Genomic DNA, 16,408 nt, shown 5'->3' with positions numbered 1-16,408 from the left:
TGTTAGGATGGGAAAAGTATTTTTAGTAGGTGCGGGCCCTGGTGATCCGGATTTAATTACAGTTAAAGGTAAAAAAGCGATTGAAACGGCTGACATTATTTTATACGACCGTTTAGTTAACCCTGAGTTATTAGATTATGCATCTATAACTGCTAAGTTAATATATTGTGGTAAAAATCCTAACCATAAATCAGTGTCGCAAGTAGATACTAACCAATTACTTGTCGATTTAGCACTAGAAGGACACACGATTACACGTTTGAAAGGTGGAGACCCATTCGTGTATGGCAGAGGTGGCGAGGAAGCAGAAGTATTAGCCACAAATGATATATCATTTGAAATCGTACCAGGTATTACTGCAGGTATCGCAGCACCTGCATACGCAGGTATCCCTGTAACGCATCGAGACTATAGCTCTTCAGTTGCATTTGTTACGGGTGTTATCAATAAAGAAATTGACAAGGATGAATACTGGAGACATCTAGCTTTAGGGCCGGAAACGTTATGTATCTATATGGGAGTTAAAAAGCTGCCAGAAATTGTTGAGTTATTAACTAAAAATGGACGTAATAAAAATACGCCAGTAGCACTTGTACATATGGGTACATCTAAATTACAAAAAACCGTTGTAGGCACATTAGAAACCATTGTCCACGGTGCAAAAGAGATTGAAAATCCAGCTATGATTATTGTGGGTGAAGTCGTGAAATTACGTAACCGAATCAGTTGGTTTGAAGAAACATATAAAAATGAATTATTAACACAACTCACATCATAGTTGTTGGAGGGGTTATGATATGCAAGGCGTTTTATATGTCAGTCATGGTAGTCGTGTAGCAGAAGCAGTCGAAGAAGCAACGTCATTGATTGCGCGTGTACAAACAAAAATTAATATTCCTTTACAAGAAACATGTTTTTTAGAACTTGTAGACCCGGATATATCTGAAGGTTTTAGGAAATTAGTGCACCAAGGTGCAACAGAAATTTCAGTGGTACCTGTATTGCTACTTAGCGCAGGACATTACTACAAAGATATACCTGAAGAAATTGAACGTATGAAAGCACAATTTCCCAATGTGAAAATTAATTATGGTAAACCTTTAGGCGTACAAAAACGATTAACGGAAGTGCTTAAACAACGTTTAGAAGAACGTAAAATCACACCTCATGCTGACGCTAAATTATTAGTTATTGGTAGAGGAAGTTATAATCCGCAAACAAAGCAAGATTTTTCGGTAATAAAGTCACAATTATCAGAAATGTTCCCCTCTAAAAGTATAGAAGTGTGCTATTTAGCAGCTTGTGAACCGTTATTTGAAGATGCACTGGACCGATTAGTAAATGAAGGTCATTCGCAAATATTTATTTTACCGTATATCTGGTTTACAGGTATTTTAGACCAACACATCGCTAATGTTGTGAGTGCTTACCAATTTAAAAGTGACATTATTTTAGCAGCGCATCTGAGTCATCATGAGACATTACAAATTGCATTAAAAGAACGTGTGGAAGAGACATTTGATACAGTTTAGTCATTTTATCAAAGTTGAAAGTACCTTATCTGAGGAGTGACATTATGTCTTACATCCCTTTAATGGTTGATATTTCGCAAAAACAAATCGTTGTTATAGGTGGCGGAAAAATAGCAGAAAGACGTATCAATCTTTTAAAAACATATACAAAACTAATTCAAATTATTAGCCCCACGCTCACTAATAACTTAAAACAATTAGTTGATAAACAAGAGATTCAGTGGCGGAATAAAATATTTGAAAGCAGTGATGTGCAAGATGCAGATTTAATTATTGCTGCGACGAATGATACAAATGTAAACCAGTCTATATTACAAGCAAAGCCAGACAAGGCATTAATTAATATGGCAGGTCAAGCGTTAGCAGGTGATGTATTGATACCAAGTATATTGCGACGTGGTAAGTTAACGATCAGCGTTTCAACACAAGGTGCCAGTCCTAAGCTGGCCAGTCAAATTTTAGCTGAGTTACAACAACATTTTAATAGCGCATATGGTGATTATGTAGATTTCCTATATGAATGTAGACAGCAAGTTAAACGTAGCTCACTTTCATCGGAGGAAAAAGAACGGTTTTTGAAGCAAATTTTAAATGATAAATATTTAAAAATAAGTAAGCAAAATGAAGTTAGAAAGTGGTTATCAGCGCTGAAGTAAATTGAAAGGAAAGGGGACATCATATGTATAAGTTATTTGTTTTTGCACTGGCTGGTTTTCTCGCTCAATTAATTGACGGTTCATTAGGCATGGGATTTGGCGCATCATCTTCTTCAATATTATTGACATTTGGTGTAGCACCGGCAATAGTCTCAGCTACAATACATTTTTCAGAAATTGCTACTACAGCAGCGTCAGGAACGTCGCATTGGAAATTTGAAAACGTACATAAACCTACTATGATTAAATTAGCGATTCCTGGAGCGATAACAGCTTTTATTGGTGCTGCTATATTAAGTCATATACACAGTGACTTTATTAAACCATTTATCGCTGTATTTCTATTATCAATGGGACTCTATATTTTATACCAATTTTTATTTACTAAAGAAAAACCATTATCAAAAACGAATGAACAAACATCCCGCTTTGTATTAATACCACAAGGCGCCGTGGCAGGATTTTTAGATTCAATTGGTGGTGGAGGCTGGGGACCGGTTAATACGCCATTAATACTTGCTCAAAAGAAATTGGAACCTAGGTATGCGATTGGTACGGTATCGGCAAGTGAGTTTTTCGTGACAGTATCTGCGTCGCTAAGCTTTATTATTTTTCTTGGTTGGAGTCAAATTAATTGGTGGCTTGTCGTGTCATTAAGTGTCGGTGGTATGATTGCTGCACCGTTTGCAGCATGGTTAGTCAGACTGTTACCGATGAATATATTAGCTGTGTGTGTGAGTGGATTGATTATTTTCACAAATACAAATTCACTGATTAGTGTTGTTGAAATCAATCACGCTTTATCAATCGCAATAAAAATTGCATTGATTGTGATTTGGTTCGGATTAATTTTATATGCTTTATACCAAAATAATAAATTACCGTTTGCTACTTTTAAAGATGAAACCAATGTAAATAAATTAGATTAATTCATTAAGGAGTGTGACAACATGTCATTAATAAACGAAAAAGAACAATCTACCATCCAACCTCATGGTGGTGCACTTATCAATAGGGAGGTCTACGGCGCAGAGCGAGAACAATTGCTTAAAGAAGCTGAAACACTCGCATCTATCACTTTAAATCCGTGGAGTTTATCAGATTTGGAATTAATTGCAATAGGTGGCTTCAGTCCACTGACAGGCTTTATGAATAAAAACGATTATACCAACGTGGTAGAACACTTACATTTAGATAATGGTTTGGTTTGGAGTATTCCGATTACATTACCTGTGACAACAGCGCAATCTCAAAATTTGAATATTGGCTCTCGTGTGGCTTTGTATGGGGAAGATGGTGTTTTATATGGTGTGATTGACTTAGAAGAAAAGTACACGTATGACAAACAAAAAGAAGCGCAACTTGTATATGGAACGACGGATGTTGATCATCCTGGTGTCAAAAAGGTCTATGAAAAAGGGGACGTCTATCTCGCAGGCCCAATTTATTTATTAAATAGACCTAAACACGACGAATTTGTAGATTATCATTTGGATCCTAAAGAAACAAGACAACTCTTTACAGACTTAGGATGGCAAACAGTAGTAGGTTTTCAAACTAGAAACCCAGTACATCGCGCACATGAGTATATTCAAAAGGCTGCTCTAGAAGCAGTAGATGGCTTATTGTTGAATCCTTTAGTAGGTGAAACAAAATCTGATGATATTCCAGCATCAGTACGTATGGAAAGCTATCAGGTTATATTGGAAAATTATTACCCGGAAAATAAAACGCGTTTAGTTATTTATCCTGCCGCAATGAGATATGCAGGGCCTAGAGAAGCGATATTACATGCTACAGTACGTAAAAACTATGGATGTACACACTTTATTGTAGGGCGTGACCATGCAGGCGTAGGTGATTATTATGGCACGTATGAAGCGCAAGAACTGATTGCTAGATACGAAGCAGAATTGGGTATACAAATATTAAAATTTGAACATGCCTTTTATTGTAAAACATGTGAAAACATGGCTACAGCAAAAACGTGTCCACATGATGCTTCAGCACATTTACATTTGAGTGGTACGAAAGTTCGTGAAAAATTGAAAAACGGAGAAACGTTACCGAAAGAATTTTCAAGACCTGAAGTGGCTCAAGTTCTTATAAATGGATTGAAAGAACAGAAATAAAAGGAGTGTAGACATAGTAATGGGAGAATCTAAAAATATAACATGGCACGCATCAGAGGTTACCAAAGATGAAAGGTTACAGCGTAATCAACATAAGAGTGCAGTCATTTGGTTTACAGGACTTTCAGGCTCAGGAAAATCAACGATATCCGTAGAACTCGAAAAAGCACTATTTAACCATCAAATCCATACATATCGTTTGGATGGAGATAATGTTAGACATGGATTGAATCGGAATCTAGGATTTTCACCTGAAGATCGTAAGGAAAACATACGGCGTATAGGGGAAGTTAGTAAATTGATGGTAGATGCAGGTTTGATAACAGTTACTGCTTTTATTTCTCCTTATAAATCAGATAGAGAAGCGGTGCGCCAATTATTAGATACAGATGATTTTATAGAAGTTTATACGCAATGTAGTCTATCAGAATGTGAAAATAGAGACCCTAAAGGTTTATATAAAAAAGTAAGAAATGGTGAAATTGCAGAATTTACTGGCGTAAATGCGCCATATGAAGCGCCTACACAACCAGAGATTGTATTAGATACAGAAACCCTCTCTGTTGAAGCATCAGTATCTAAAATTATGGATTATTTACAACAACATCAGTATATCGATAGCATTTAACTTTAATAATAAAAAGCTGAAGGGGCAATCGAATGGAGATATTAAATATCATTGCCATAATATTATTTATTATATTTATTTTAGTAATGTTGAGTGGATTGTTACTTGTGCGTTTAGGTCAAAATAGAAAACACTTTCTTATAGAATTAAAAATAATGATCTCAATTATGGTAGTATCCTTTATTGGCATAGGTATATCAATGATAATACTAGGTCATTATAACCAATTATAAATTATGAATGCATTGATAAACAGGGTTATGAAATCAAATCACGAGGTTGGTTTCACCCTGTTTTTAAATGTTAATGCGCGTATCAACTTTTAAAAAGGCTTACTATAAGGTGTTTTGTAGGTAAGTAAACAGTATTGAATCATACTCATATATTTTATAGAAATGTGAAAATTAAAGTGTTATATTAAATAAATCAAATTTATCTGATTAGCATTTTAAAAGTAATGAACACAATATAAAGGTAGGGAAGTTTACTAAAATGAATCAAAGTATAAAGGAGATTCCTAAAATAGAATTACATTGTCATTTAGATGGTTCAGTCAGCAAACATTTAATTCGACAATTGGCTCAAGAACAAGGCGTACATCTAAACGAGGATCGTCTCACGGTGCAAGAGGATTGTGAAAGTTTAGCGTCGTATTTGAAGTGTTTTGATGAAGTATTAAAAGTATTGCAAACAGCAGATAGTCTTAAGCGTGCAATTGTAAATGTTGCGCAACAAGCTTATGAGGATAATGTTAAATATATAGAAATTCGCTTTGCACCATTGTTGCATATGGAACAGGGGATGACCCTTTTAGATGTACTAAAATCAGTAGAAGCGGGCGTTAATATTGTACAAGATACATTACATATGAAAGTGAATTTACTGATTTGCGCAATGAGGCAACATGCAGCGTCTGTGAATAAACAATTATTTGATGATGTGTCTGTATATAACAGTGAAAAAATATGTGGTATTGATTTTGCGGGTCCTGAAGTAGGATTTCCACCACATGAAATACAAGATACCATTCAATATGGGTTAGAAAAAGGTATGAATTTAACACTCCATGCAGGTGAGTGTGGATGTATACATAATGTTTTAGAGTCAATCAAAATAGGTGCTAAACGTATCGGTCATGGTGTTGCTGCTAATTTAGATGAAGCAATATTAAATGAAGTTAAAGCGAAGGATGTATTATTAGAAATATGTCCTAAAAGTAATTTGCAAACTAAAGCTATAGAGACGTTGTCACAAATCAATATTCCCTACTTATTAAAAAATGATATACCTTTTATTATCAATACAGACAATCGTATGGTGACACAAACTTCATTAAATGAAGAATATACGTTGCTATTAAAACATCAGTTAATCAATAAAAAGCAGATTAAATATATTAATAAGCGTGCCGTTCAATATGCCTTTTTAACTGAAGCAGAAAAAAGGCAAGTGCTTCAGTCAATGTCATAACGCGTATACACTACTGTTTATTTTAGTATTGATATGCAAAAGATTTGATAGTTTGAATAAAATGAGTCATAGCAAGACTTAAATGATAATTTCTATTCCAAATAAAGTCTGTCGAGATATTACTATATTTGTCTGGCAATTCATAGCTATATAATGAGCCGTTTTCCAAATCATTTTGTACCGATGATTTCGGAACTAAACTAATGCCGACACCTGATTTTACACTACCGATAATTGTTTCCATAGTGCCGAATTCTACAAGTAATGGCTTTTTAATATTTTCGGATTTTAACCAGGCTTCAAGATTTCTTCTATAATTACAGCCATTTTTAAATACCAAAAATACTGCGGATGTTATGTCTTCTAATTGGGTCATCTCTGTACCGGAGATTAATACAAGTTTTTCCTTAAATAACTCCACTTTATTTATATGATGATGATGTTTGAAACCAGTGACAAATCCACAATCTAAGTTTTGATTGACTATTTTTTTAGAAATATTGGCAGTAACATCGGTATGTAGTGAAAGAGAAACGTGTGGCGAATTTTTCCGAAACATAGATAATAACATCGGTAATTTAGTAATAGTTTCGACAATCCCAATATCAATTTTGCCACTAGATGTTTCTTGTTTATCAAAATCATGTTCTATTTCATTTAATGTGGCTAAAATTTTTTCAACATATATTTGGAATTTTTCACCATCTTTCGTCAAAGTTGTACCTTTATTATGACGTAAAAAAAGTTGTGTGTTGAGTTCTTGTTCTAGTTGTTTTATGCGAAATGTAACATGAGATTGAACATAATTTAGTGATTTAGCAGCCTTACTGATACTTTGATGTTGACTAACGCTTTGAAAAATTTTAAAGTCTTTGATTTCCATAATATCACCTGAGTTTTCGTTTGAGGCTATTATACATGAAACAATTTCTTTTATGCAGAAAAAAGTACTGCCGTCACTATGACGGCAGTCTAATTATGTTGCATATTTTTTAATTAATGCTTTGAAAAAGTCTATAGATCGTTCAAAAGCTGCTATTTCTACATATTCGTTGGGTTGATGTGCTAATGTTTCTATTCCTGGCCCATAAATTAATGTGGGAATGTCGCTGTTAGGATTTAGCACGGATCCATCGGTATAATAAGCCATTCCAGTAATATCATTTTCTTCCGAAATATCTAAGGCTTTTTGAATAATTTCAGCATCGACATCCGTTAAAACAGTCGCCCGGTCAAGCAATATTTTTGTGTTTACTTTTGGAGAGTTACTATCAGCAAATATCTGAGTTAAGCGTTGATTAAATTGCTTGTATAGTTTGTCATGAATATTAGGTGTAACTGTTCGTATATCAACATTTAATGTACATTTGTCGGGTATCACGTTCGTTTGAATGCCACCGTTAACCATATTTGCTGAGATGCTACTCTTACCTAAAGCTGCTGTTTCTTCTGACCATTCGTCTTTTAAATCATTTACCAATTGAATGACTTTGTTTATGCCCTCAACTGCATTAATACCTTGTTCTGGCATTGCGCCGTGTGCAGTTTTTCCAGTCAAAGTGACTTCTATCCATAATGCTCCTTTATGTCCAATTGCAACTTTCTCAGTCGTGGGTTCTGCTATGATGATAGCAGATACATTATCCATATTTGCGTTTTTGACATAATGTTCCGCACCGATTGAATCTACTTCCTCTCCTGCAGTGGCTAAAAATTCAATATCTTTTTTGAATTCATAGTTTTCCTCAATCAAAGATTCTAAAGCAAGATATAAAGCAGCTAAACCACTTTTCATATCTGTTGTTCCTCTTCCATATAATTTTCCATGAGCAATATCGCCTTTAAAAGGATCATAATCCCATTTTTGTGCGCCTATTTTTACAGTGTCGGTATGGCCAGATAATAAGAGTTTGCTAGCGTTTGGATGCTCAGATTTTAAAGTTACTAAAAAATTACTTCTTTTGTCACTTAAATGTGTAATGTCAAAAGGAATATTACGAGATGCACACCGTTGTTTAAAAATTTGTACAACGTTATTTTCGTTAGCAGGTGGGTTGGTGCTATCGACATTGATGAGCGATTGTAAGAATTCTAAATTTGATTGTGTCATGTTTAAACCCCCCTTGCTTTATTAAAAACTTTTTCTTTATTTTCAGGCTGTAAACTTGGACGTGTTATTTTAAATAGTGATATATCTTGTTTGGACTTACCTTTAGTGGCTAATTCATATAATATTTCTCCGACGGCACTTGAAAATTTATAGCCATGTCCTGAAAAACCAGCAGCAATGACAATATGTTCGTATTTGGGATGTTTGTCTATCACAAAATGCTCATCTAATGTATTGGTGAACATGCAAGTTTTACCTACATTGATATTTCCATTAGCTTGTTGCATATATGCGTTCAAAAAACCACTAATATCTTTTTCATCTTTTACATAAGACCCGAATGATTTATTGTAATAAGTTGGATCAATAGGGTCTCCGTTATCATAACGTCCTATTTTTAAACCAGTACCATCAATAGAAGGGAATCCATAATATACACCACTCGGAACGTCGGCAAAAAAGCCTGGAAATCCATCTGACTTGTATAAAATATCATTGAAATCAAACCATGCTATCGTTTGTCTAGAAGGTTGAAGTTGTAGTTTTAAATCTAAATCATCTAGAATTTTTTTATTCCAAGCACCACCAGTAATAATTAATTTATTTGCTGTAACTGTTTCAGAGGGGGTCTGAACTTCTACTGAGTCATTAAGAATATCAATATGCATCACTGGCGAATTGATTTTTAATTCGGCACCATGATTTAGAGCGAGTCGCTTAAAAGCGCGAATACAATTTTGAGAAAATAGCACACCTGCTTCAGGTTCATAGCAACCAATTTGGCCATCAGGTATTGTAATACCTGGCCAAGTTTCGTTAATTTGTTTAGCAGATAAAGTTTCAGTATTTAGATTATATTGCCGAGCACCATTGATTGCAGTTTGTACAAATAATGAATCACTAGGACCAAAAGTAATAACACCTGTATTTAAAAATATACGTTCATTTGTTTGTTTTTGAAGTTCATTCCAAAGTTCTTGTGCTCTCAAAGCAATGGGGACATACGATAAACCTTCTCCACAAGCATGTCTTATTAATCTTGTATCACCACTATGACTTCCATTTTCATGTGGTGGATCAAAAGCATCTATCATTAGTGTATTCCACCCACTTTTTGCTAAATAGTATCCAGCTGACATACCCATAGAGCCAGCTCCGACAACGATGACATCGTAATGTTTTCCCATTTCCATCTCTCCTTAATTGAAACAAATTTAATCATTTGGCAAGTATTTCTTTCAAGTCTAATAGCAATAGTTCTAGGTGTAAAATTACAAAAAGAGATGGTTGATATCTCTAAAAGTGATATCCATATACATAAGTATTTTGCCTAACTGTACTTTTATTATTAAATTAAGACAGTTAGGAACTTAATTAAACGAATTGAGAAAAATTTAACATTTTAATTATTAATTAGCATACAATGTAATTACACAAACAAGTAAAGGGGTGTATTGACATGATGATTGCAGATATTATCGGTGGTATCATTAAATTAATCAAAACTTTAGTTGACACTTTCGCGTAATTTTTAAATAACAAATTAAATCAATTTAAAGGAGTGCTTACATTATGTCAGGTATCGTAGAAGCAATTTCAAATGCAGTAAAATCAGGTTTAGATCACGACTGGGTAAATATGGGAACTAGCATCGCAGATGTAGTAGCTAAAGGTGCAGACTTCATCGCTGGATTCTTTGGTTAATAGACATATTTTCAATTAAATATATACTTAAGAAAAACTACTGTTTTACACATAAAGTGTTAGAAAGCAGTAGTTTTTTTTGTTGTTCAATTCATTGGGAAGGAAATTCGTGTTTGTATTGCATAACTATACAAAAATTATACATTTAAATTTGTATGATTATACATTTTTAGGAGATTACGTTAACTGTCCAGAAGCTAAAAAGAGACTGGCATCTTTGTTCATAAATATATTTTTGCCTTGATAAAAAGTATGGCTGTCTATATTCGAAAGTCCTATTGTGTGTAGTGATTTTTGGATATCTTTTTGTTCGAACCCATTATAGATATTCGGATGATTAACATTTTCGTTTTTATCGAAGTCTACTATGATAAGTAAGCCATTACTATTTAATTGCGTGACTAACTGTTGTAGTAATGCCATGTAATTCCCACTATGAAGTAATACAAGAGAAAGCAATATCACATCATAAGTTTGATGAAGCAGTATATTGTTCGAAGCGAGCAAGTCACCTTCAATGGCTGCAATGTTAGTTTTATTTAATGTTTTAATTTTGGTATTACATATTCCAACCATTTTCGGTGAAGCATCTAAAACAGTGATGTGATTGAAATTATGTTCGATATCGAATGTGACAAGGCCAGTGCCGCCACCATAATCTAATAATGAATCATACGTACCTTTGTTAAATAATAAATTTAATTCGGAAGAGATCGTTTTAGCGAGCTTTATTCTTTCGTTATTGTCATAATTTCGGGCTATTTGATTAAATTGAGATTGATTCAAATTTGTCATCCTTTAATGTAGATTTCCATATTATAGATTTTAAAGTTATTAAAGACTTTTAAAATCTATAATAGAGTTTAGCATAATGGACATAATCTTTTCAAATCAATACGTTTACAGTTATCTCGTGTAATTTAAAATTATAGATAATTAATTGATACTTTTTAAAAAGTAAATTTGTTCATTTTATGTATAGATAAAATATTTAAATAGAAATACATAATATACGAATAACATATTAAATTAGGTAAGCCTAAAGTCTGATTGAGCATGCTTGTTATATCTGGTTTACTAGGTGGTGGACGTTTATAATGAGGTGCAGAAATGAAGAATATTTTAAGAATGATTAAGCAACGGTTAAAAGGTCTAGATTATGGGATGCTAATTAGTTTTATTATACTAGGCATTTTAGGTGTCGTCATGATATATAGTGCGAGCATGGTATCGGCATCTAAAGGCGCTTTAACTGGTGGCGTTTCAATTGAAAGTAATTATTTTATGAAAAGACAATTTATCTTTTTGATTATGGGTATTGTAGTCGTTATATTTATTGCATTGTGCATAAATATAAATTTCTTTAAAAGTGCTCATATACAAAAATTGATGGTTATTGGCACCTTATGCTTGCTATTAATTACAATTTTGATAGGGAAAGAGATTAATGGTTCAAGAAACTGGATTAATTTAGGAATATTTAGTTTACAATCCTCGGAATTTTTGAAATTAGCTTCGATTTTTTATCTTTCTTACATTATTAATCAACGTGTGAGGAGTCACAAAGATTACCAATTAAAGCATATGTTACCGCCACTTGCCATATTAGGTATTGGTTTATTGCTTGTGTTGATGCAAGGAGATCTAGGTGGAACGTTACTAACAGTTGCTATTATTGGTTGTATTTTAATATACTCAGATATAAAAAATAAAATTAAATTTCAAATTATGGGAATTACACTCGTGCCATTAGTTATTTATGGAATTTATACACTGATTTTTGATTCTAAAAATTTATATAGACTAAAAAGGATAAAAGTGATGTTAGATCCGTTTAAATATGAAGATAATGATGGTTATCAATTAACGAGTGCCTTAACCTCGATTGGCAATGGTGGACTGACGGGTAAAGGTTTAGGCAATGGGATAGCCAAGTTAGGGTATTTACCAGAACCGCACACTGATTTCATATTTACTGTTATTTCAGAAGAGTTAGGACTACTTGGCGTACTATTCACACTTACAATTTATGGTTATCTCTTAGTAAAAGGGCTTATTTATGCGAATAAAACAAATAATCAGTTTTATAAATTGATATGTGTTGGCGTGGTTAGTTACATATTTATGCAAGTTTTTATTAATTTAGCTGGTGTGTCTGGTATTATTCCATTAACTGGTGTGACTTTGCCGTTATTGAGTTATGGTGGTTCTTCCATGTTGAGTATCAGCATAGCGTTTGGTGCACTCTTAGCAGTGGCTAGAAGAATTAACAACGAAAGAAAGGATACTGTAAAATGAAGCATATTTTAAAAATTACATCGCCAGTTATTTTGCTTATTGCTATATTGATTAGTATTGCAATAGGTATAGCAAAACCCGTAGACCAAACTGTATATAATATGTTACATACATATTTAAACGCAGATATTATAAAACGATATCTCTATTTTGTTTCAGTTATTTTTGACCCTAAAATTTGTTTGATTTTAACAATATGTGTTTTAGCTGGTTTGTTTTTCTATCATAAATTTAAATTTTTGTGGTATGGCTTTTGGTGCTTTTCAGTATTTTTAATAGGTACGTTTATGAAATATGTCATTCAACGACCGAGACCAACCGCATATTTTGAAGGTTATAGTTTTCCCAGTATGCATGTTTTAAGTGTGTGCATATTGGTAAGTCTAATATTATTAATAAAAAGGAATAAAATATTATATTGTATAGCAATTATTTTAGTAGCTTCAATCATAATTTCCCGTATTTACGTGGGCGCCCATTATTTTACTGATACTATGGGGAGTTTATTAGTCATTTCAGTTATGATTCAATCACTTAATTACAATAGTCATGTAAGCGGAAAACTAGATAAAATCGAATAATTTGTTAAGCTAAATGCTAATCTATAAATTAATTTTTGATTAATACATATGATGATGGAGGAGGGGGCATTTAATTGAATTATGAAAAATATTTAAATAGGTCAATCGAGCTTGCCGAGGAAGCGTTAAACTATGGTAATGAACCTTTTGGCTCACTATTAGTGGATGTTGAAGGTAATGTTTTATTTGAAGATTATAATAGAATCAGTAGCGGAGATGCGACTGAACACCCTGAAATTGCGATTGCAAAATGGGCAGCAACTCATCTTACGCCTGAAGAAAGAAAGCATACAATTGTTTTTACATCAGGAGAGCATTGCCCGATGTGTGCGACTGCACATGCACTCGTTGGTTTAGATAAAATTGTATATGTGAGTTCCTCAAAACAATTGAGTCAATGGTTGGAAGCTATCAATGTTGCGCCGGCACCTTTTAAAAATTTACCTATTGAAAGCGTAATTAGAGATGCGAATGTTGAAGGACCTTTCGAAGCCTTGTCGCCTAAAATTGAATCACTACATCTTCGGTATCATCAACAATAAATGAAAATATGAATCCTCTCTGGCAGTTAATAGCTGAAGGGGGTTCATATTTTTGCATAAATAAATGTTTTTCTTTTCCATTATAATTATCACTAAGGCATTTTAAATTATAGATGGATGTAAAGTGTTGGTTTGCGTTGTATTGTATGTAATTTTTATCATTGCTTTTTCGTTAAATGTCTATAAAATAAAATAGCTTTAATGACTGTGATAAAAGCTTTTGGCATGTTTAAGAATATGCAAAATGGGAAAATTATGCATAATATCGTAATAACACAACTAAGGGGTTAGTGATAAGGGGGACATTCTGATGAGCACGTTAATTTTTCTATTAATTATAGCTGTAATCATTATAATTTATTTACTAGTGAAACAACGTTTTGCTAAAGATTTTAAAGATCAAAAGCATAAACGTTATAGAGAGAAACGAGTGATTGATTTTATTCATAGTGCGTATAAAATTGAAAATATTGAAGCAATTCACCGGAAAAATGATCATTTAGAGCTAATTTATCATCGTAAAACGTTAGATGTAAAAAATGAACAAGTTATTTTTGTCGACGAAGCAAATCAGGAAGATGTCGAGACGAACTTCACCCTAAAAGAAGAGGATGAAAGAGAAGACTTATTTGATAAAATTTTAGAGAACACCTATTTTTATATGACAAAAGAACGTTTCGATCAGTTAATGATTCAGTCTAAAGCGTAATAATTAATATGAACTTGTGAATGATGATGAAGGACATTTTAAGAGGAGGTCTTTCTTATGAAACCAGTAGTTAAAGCTTATAAGAATGATAGTGAATTAGAAGTAGATGTTGCAGCATTACAGGATAAAGGTATCGGTAATCAGGACATTTATGTATTATCATTGGATAAATCTCGAACTGATAAAATTGTAGAAGATACGAGTATTTTAGGAATAGATATAAAAAAAGAAAATGATTCTGAAAGAGATGCATTGAAAAGAAAATTGATTGGGCTAGGCGTAGATGAAGGTGAAATCGCATCTTTTAAAAGTGATATGGATGACGGCAAAGTGTATTTAATTGTTACTGATTCAAGAGTTAGAGGACTATTGTAAAATTTTGAAGGAGAAAGACATTGCTTTAAGGTTGTAAGCAAACAAAAATGCAATGCAGCTCATGTTTTGAAAAACTTAAATGCTGAGATTTATCATAAACAAAAACGTCAATTTCTATTAAGGTAGAAATTGACGTTTTTTATCAATAATATCGATAGTCTAAACATTGTATTGTTATTTACGCATGTTTATAAGGTACGACGTTTTGGTTTGCTATCGTCCGTAAGTTTAAATGATAGTAGTAATCCAATAGCTGATATAACTGTAGCAACGATAAATGTTACGTTAACACCGTGAATAATACCGGTAATACCATCTTGAGGTATTGCTGAAACTGACATTAAAGTAATAAAGACTGCAGTACCAATAGCACCAGCCATTTGTCTGAAAGTGTTATTCATGGCAGTACCATGTGCGATTAGCTCATTTGGCAGTTGGTTTATTGCTAATGTCGTCATCGGCATCATAACCATAGCAATTGAAACCATTCTCAATGCATTTGAAGTAGCGAGATACGTAAATGTTGTATGCTCTGTTAACATTGTAAATGGTAATGTTGAAACAACTAGTACGAATAAACCGATTCGAGCGAGCCATTTACCTCCAAATTTATCGAATAAGTAACCAGTTATTGGGTTCATCATACCCATAATAATTGCACCTGGTAGTAATACTAAACCAGATTTTAAGGCTGAGTATTGTAGCATATTTTGCATATAAAGTGGCAAGATGATATTTGTTGCAATCAGCACACCAAATACAAACATACTTAGTATCGTACCTAACGTATAAATTCCGTAATTAAATACTCTAAACTCAAGCATAGGTTCTTTTAAATTTAATTGACGGCGAATAAATATAACGAGTGAAACGATACCAACGATGAGTGGTGCAATAAATTGAACACTAGTCCAACCTGCTTCACCAACAGAACTGAAACTATATAGTAAGCCACCAAATCCGAGTGTAGATAAGATAACTGAAGCAATATCTAGTTTTGGATGTGTTGTTTCTGTAACGTTCTTCAATAGGAATATAGAAGCAATAATAATAATAATCGCGATAGGGAATACAACATAGAAGACACTTCTCCATGTGAGGTGTTCGACTAAGATACCTGATAAAGTAGGTCCAATAGCTGGAGCAAATGCGATAACAAGTCCAAATAGACCCATTGCTGTACCGCGTTTTTCTTTAGGGAAAGTTAAAAATAGTATTGTTTGCATTAGTGGCATCATGATACCTGCGCCTGCTGCTTGTAGGACACGTCCGATTAATAGCATTGAAAAGTCAATACCAACTGCACATAACAACGTACCGGCTGCAAAAATACTCATTGCAGTTAAGAATAACTGCCTCGATGTAAAGCGTTCAATTAAAAATGCAGTTACAGGAATCATAATTCCGTTTACTAACATAAATATAGATTGTAACCATTGTACTGTACTTTCTGAGACCTGGAGATCTTTCATTATTGGTGGTAATGCCGTTCCAAGTAAAGTTTGGTTTAAAATTGTTATAAAAGCCCCTGATAATAGTACGATAAACAGAGGTATTCTTTTTTCAACATGGAAGTTTCCAGTTTCTGTCAATATACTCACTTCTTTCTTAACAAATTACACATCTAATTATTATAGCACTCGAATCGTCGTAAATCTAAAAGTTGAACTT

Annotated in this window: 18 protein-coding genes; 13 read left to right on the top strand and 5 right to left on the bottom strand. The window is 33.3% G+C overall.

Going from position 1 to position 16,408, the window contains the following annotated elements:
• The first annotated feature begins 7 nt into the window (after positions 1 to 7).
• The 7 genes from cobA to add all read left to right on the top strand — a co-directional run bounded on the left by cobA (position 8) and on the right by add (position 6,418).
• Positions 8 to 778, top strand: a complete 771-nt coding sequence (cobA, locus tag KA833_RS11545; protein ID WP_064209678.1) for a uroporphyrinogen-III C-methyltransferase — start codon at positions 8 to 10, stop codon at positions 776 to 778.
• Between the two features lie 19 nt (positions 779 to 797).
• Complete coding sequence (locus KA833_RS11540; RefSeq protein ID WP_210128327.1) at positions 798 to 1,532, top strand: sirohydrochlorin chelatase; 735 nt, start codon at positions 798 to 800, stop codon at positions 1,530 to 1,532.
• A gap of 44 nt (positions 1,533 to 1,576) precedes the next feature.
• Positions 1,577 to 2,188: an NAD(P)-binding protein gene (locus tag KA833_RS11535; RefSeq protein WP_070038454.1), complete on the top strand. Its 612-nt coding sequence runs from the start codon at positions 1,577 to 1,579 to the stop codon at positions 2,186 to 2,188.
• Positions 2,189 to 2,211: 23 nt separating this feature from the next.
• Positions 2,212 to 3,117 carry a sulfite exporter TauE/SafE family protein gene (locus tag KA833_RS11530; protein ID WP_046207121.1) on the top strand — a complete coding sequence of 302 codons (906 nt, stop codon included), beginning with the start codon at positions 2,212 to 2,214 and terminating at the stop codon, positions 3,115 to 3,117.
• Positions 3,118 to 3,138: 21 nt separating this feature from the next.
• A complete protein-coding gene (gene sat, locus KA833_RS11525) occupies positions 3,139 to 4,320 on the top strand; it encodes a sulfate adenylyltransferase (RefSeq protein ID WP_064209676.1) in 1,182 nt (393 codons plus the stop codon).
• A 19-nt stretch (positions 4,321 to 4,339) separates the two neighbouring features.
• The gene (gene cysC / locus KA833_RS11520) at positions 4,340 to 4,948 is read left to right on the top strand and encodes an adenylyl-sulfate kinase (protein ID WP_064209675.1); all 609 of its coding nucleotides are present in this window, start codon (positions 4,340 to 4,342) and stop codon (positions 4,946 to 4,948) included.
• Between the two features lie 492 nt (positions 4,949 to 5,440).
• Complete coding sequence (add, locus tag KA833_RS11515) at positions 5,441 to 6,418, top strand: adenosine deaminase (RefSeq protein ID WP_064209674.1); 978 nt, start codon at positions 5,441 to 5,443, stop codon at positions 6,416 to 6,418.
• Between the two features lie 22 nt (positions 6,419 to 6,440).
• Here add and KA833_RS11510 read toward each other — a convergent pair whose 3' ends face one another.
• The 3 genes from KA833_RS11510 to solA form a co-directional block, all read right to left on the bottom strand.
• Complete coding sequence (locus KA833_RS11510) at positions 6,441 to 7,301, bottom strand: LysR family transcriptional regulator (protein ID WP_210128328.1); 861 nt, start codon at positions 7,299 to 7,301, stop codon at positions 6,441 to 6,443.
• 93 nt (positions 7,302 to 7,394) lie between these two features.
• Complete coding sequence (locus KA833_RS11505; RefSeq protein ID WP_210128329.1) at positions 7,395 to 8,528, bottom strand: M20 family metallopeptidase; 1,134 nt, start codon at positions 8,526 to 8,528, stop codon at positions 7,395 to 7,397.
• Between the two features lie 2 nt (positions 8,529 to 8,530).
• Entirely contained in the window at positions 8,531 to 9,715 is a 1,185-nt protein-coding gene (gene solA, locus KA833_RS11500; RefSeq protein ID WP_210128330.1) for an N-methyl-L-tryptophan oxidase, read from the bottom strand.
• Between the two features lie 385 nt (positions 9,716 to 10,100).
• Here solA and KA833_RS11495 point away from each other — a divergent pair, with 385 nt between their 5' ends.
• On the top strand, positions 10,101 to 10,232 hold the full coding sequence (locus KA833_RS11495; protein WP_046207113.1) for a beta-class phenol-soluble modulin: 132 nt from the start codon (positions 10,101 to 10,103) through the stop codon (positions 10,230 to 10,232).
• Between the two features lie 177 nt (positions 10,233 to 10,409).
• On the opposite strand, the gene KA833_RS11490 is transcribed toward KA833_RS11495, so the two are convergent.
• Complete coding sequence (locus tag KA833_RS11490) at positions 10,410 to 11,018, bottom strand: class I SAM-dependent methyltransferase (protein WP_192946317.1); 609 nt, start codon at positions 11,016 to 11,018, stop codon at positions 10,410 to 10,412.
• Positions 11,019 to 11,342: 324 nt separating this feature from the next.
• Here KA833_RS11490 and KA833_RS11485 point away from each other — a divergent pair, with 324 nt between their 5' ends.
• From KA833_RS11485 to KA833_RS11465, 5 genes are all read left to right on the top strand, one after another.
• Positions 11,343 to 12,530, top strand: a complete 1,188-nt coding sequence (locus KA833_RS11485) for an FtsW/RodA/SpoVE family cell cycle protein (RefSeq protein ID WP_064209670.1) — start codon at positions 11,343 to 11,345, stop codon at positions 12,528 to 12,530.
• Positions 12,527 to 13,111 carry a phosphatase PAP2 family protein gene (locus tag KA833_RS11480; RefSeq protein ID WP_210128331.1) on the top strand — a complete coding sequence of 195 codons (585 nt, stop codon included), beginning with the start codon at positions 12,527 to 12,529 and terminating at the stop codon, positions 13,109 to 13,111. Before KA833_RS11485 ends, KA833_RS11480 begins: the two co-directional genes overlap by 4 nt.
• Positions 13,112 to 13,185: 74 nt before the next feature.
• Positions 13,186 to 13,653, top strand: a complete 468-nt coding sequence (locus KA833_RS11475; protein WP_070657284.1) for a nucleoside deaminase — start codon at positions 13,186 to 13,188, stop codon at positions 13,651 to 13,653.
• Between the two features lie 310 nt (positions 13,654 to 13,963).
• Positions 13,964 to 14,362 carry a hypothetical protein gene (locus tag KA833_RS11470; RefSeq protein WP_046207108.1) on the top strand — a complete coding sequence of 133 codons (399 nt, stop codon included), beginning with the start codon at positions 13,964 to 13,966 and terminating at the stop codon, positions 14,360 to 14,362.
• A gap of 57 nt (positions 14,363 to 14,419) precedes the next feature.
• A complete protein-coding gene (locus tag KA833_RS11465; RefSeq protein WP_064209668.1) occupies positions 14,420 to 14,737 on the top strand; it encodes a YflT domain-containing protein in 318 nt (105 codons plus the stop codon).
• Positions 14,738 to 14,925: 188 nt separating this feature from the next.
• On the opposite strand, the gene KA833_RS11460 is transcribed toward KA833_RS11465, so the two are convergent.
• Positions 14,926 to 16,329 (bottom strand): MDR family MFS transporter, encoded by a 1,404-nt coding sequence (locus KA833_RS11460; protein ID WP_145381334.1) that lies wholly within the window; start codon positions 16,327 to 16,329, stop codon positions 14,926 to 14,928.
• Positions 16,330 to 16,408 lie beyond the last annotated feature (79 nt).

It is taken from the genome of Staphylococcus sp. GDY8P67P (assembly GCF_017892545.1).
Taxonomy (GTDB): domain Bacteria; phylum Bacillota; class Bacilli; order Staphylococcales; family Staphylococcaceae; genus Staphylococcus; species Staphylococcus ureilyticus.
The sequence above is the reverse complement of the archived record's forward strand: the minus strand, read 5'-3'. Positions and strand labels throughout refer to the sequence as shown.

What these genes read in the sequence shown, in the direction of transcription:
- cobA (WP_064209678.1), top strand. Translation starts at nt 8, where the DNA reads ATGGGAAAAGTATTTTTAGTAGGTGCGGGCCCTGGTGATCCGGATTTA.
- KA833_RS11540 (WP_210128327.1), top strand. Translation starts at nt 798, where the DNA reads ATGCAAGGCGTTTTATATGTCAGTCATGGTAGTCGTGTAGCAGAAGCA.
- KA833_RS11535 (WP_070038454.1), top strand. Translation starts at nt 1,577, where the DNA reads ATGTCTTACATCCCTTTAATGGTTGATATTTCGCAAAAACAAATCGTT.
- KA833_RS11530 (WP_046207121.1), top strand. Translation starts at nt 2,212, where the DNA reads ATGTATAAGTTATTTGTTTTTGCACTGGCTGGTTTTCTCGCTCAATTA.
- sat (WP_064209676.1), top strand. Translation starts at nt 3,139, where the DNA reads ATGTCATTAATAAACGAAAAAGAACAATCTACCATCCAACCTCATGGT.
- cysC (WP_064209675.1), top strand. Translation starts at nt 4,340, where the DNA reads ATGGGAGAATCTAAAAATATAACATGGCACGCATCAGAGGTTACCAAA.
- add (WP_064209674.1), top strand. Translation starts at nt 5,441, where the DNA reads ATGAATCAAAGTATAAAGGAGATTCCTAAAATAGAATTACATTGTCAT.
- KA833_RS11510 (WP_210128328.1), bottom strand. Translation starts at nt 7,301, where the DNA reads ATGGAAATCAAAGACTTTAAAATTTTTCAAAGCGTTAGTCAACATCAA.
- KA833_RS11505 (WP_210128329.1), bottom strand. Translation starts at nt 8,528, where the DNA reads ATGACACAATCAAATTTAGAATTCTTACAATCGCTCATCAATGTCGAT.
- solA (WP_210128330.1), bottom strand. Translation starts at nt 9,715, where the DNA reads ATGGGAAAACATTACGATGTCATCGTTGTCGGAGCTGGCTCTATGGGT.
- KA833_RS11495 (WP_046207113.1), top strand. Translation starts at nt 10,101, where the DNA reads ATGTCAGGTATCGTAGAAGCAATTTCAAATGCAGTAAAATCAGGTTTA.
- KA833_RS11485 (WP_064209670.1), top strand. Translation starts at nt 11,343, where the DNA reads ATGAAGAATATTTTAAGAATGATTAAGCAACGGTTAAAAGGTCTAGAT.
- KA833_RS11480 (WP_210128331.1), top strand. Translation starts at nt 12,527, where the DNA reads ATGAAGCATATTTTAAAAATTACATCGCCAGTTATTTTGCTTATTGCT.
- KA833_RS11470 (WP_046207108.1), top strand. Translation starts at nt 13,964, where the DNA reads ATGAGCACGTTAATTTTTCTATTAATTATAGCTGTAATCATTATAATT.
- KA833_RS11465 (WP_064209668.1), top strand. Translation starts at nt 14,420, where the DNA reads ATGAAACCAGTAGTTAAAGCTTATAAGAATGATAGTGAATTAGAAGTA.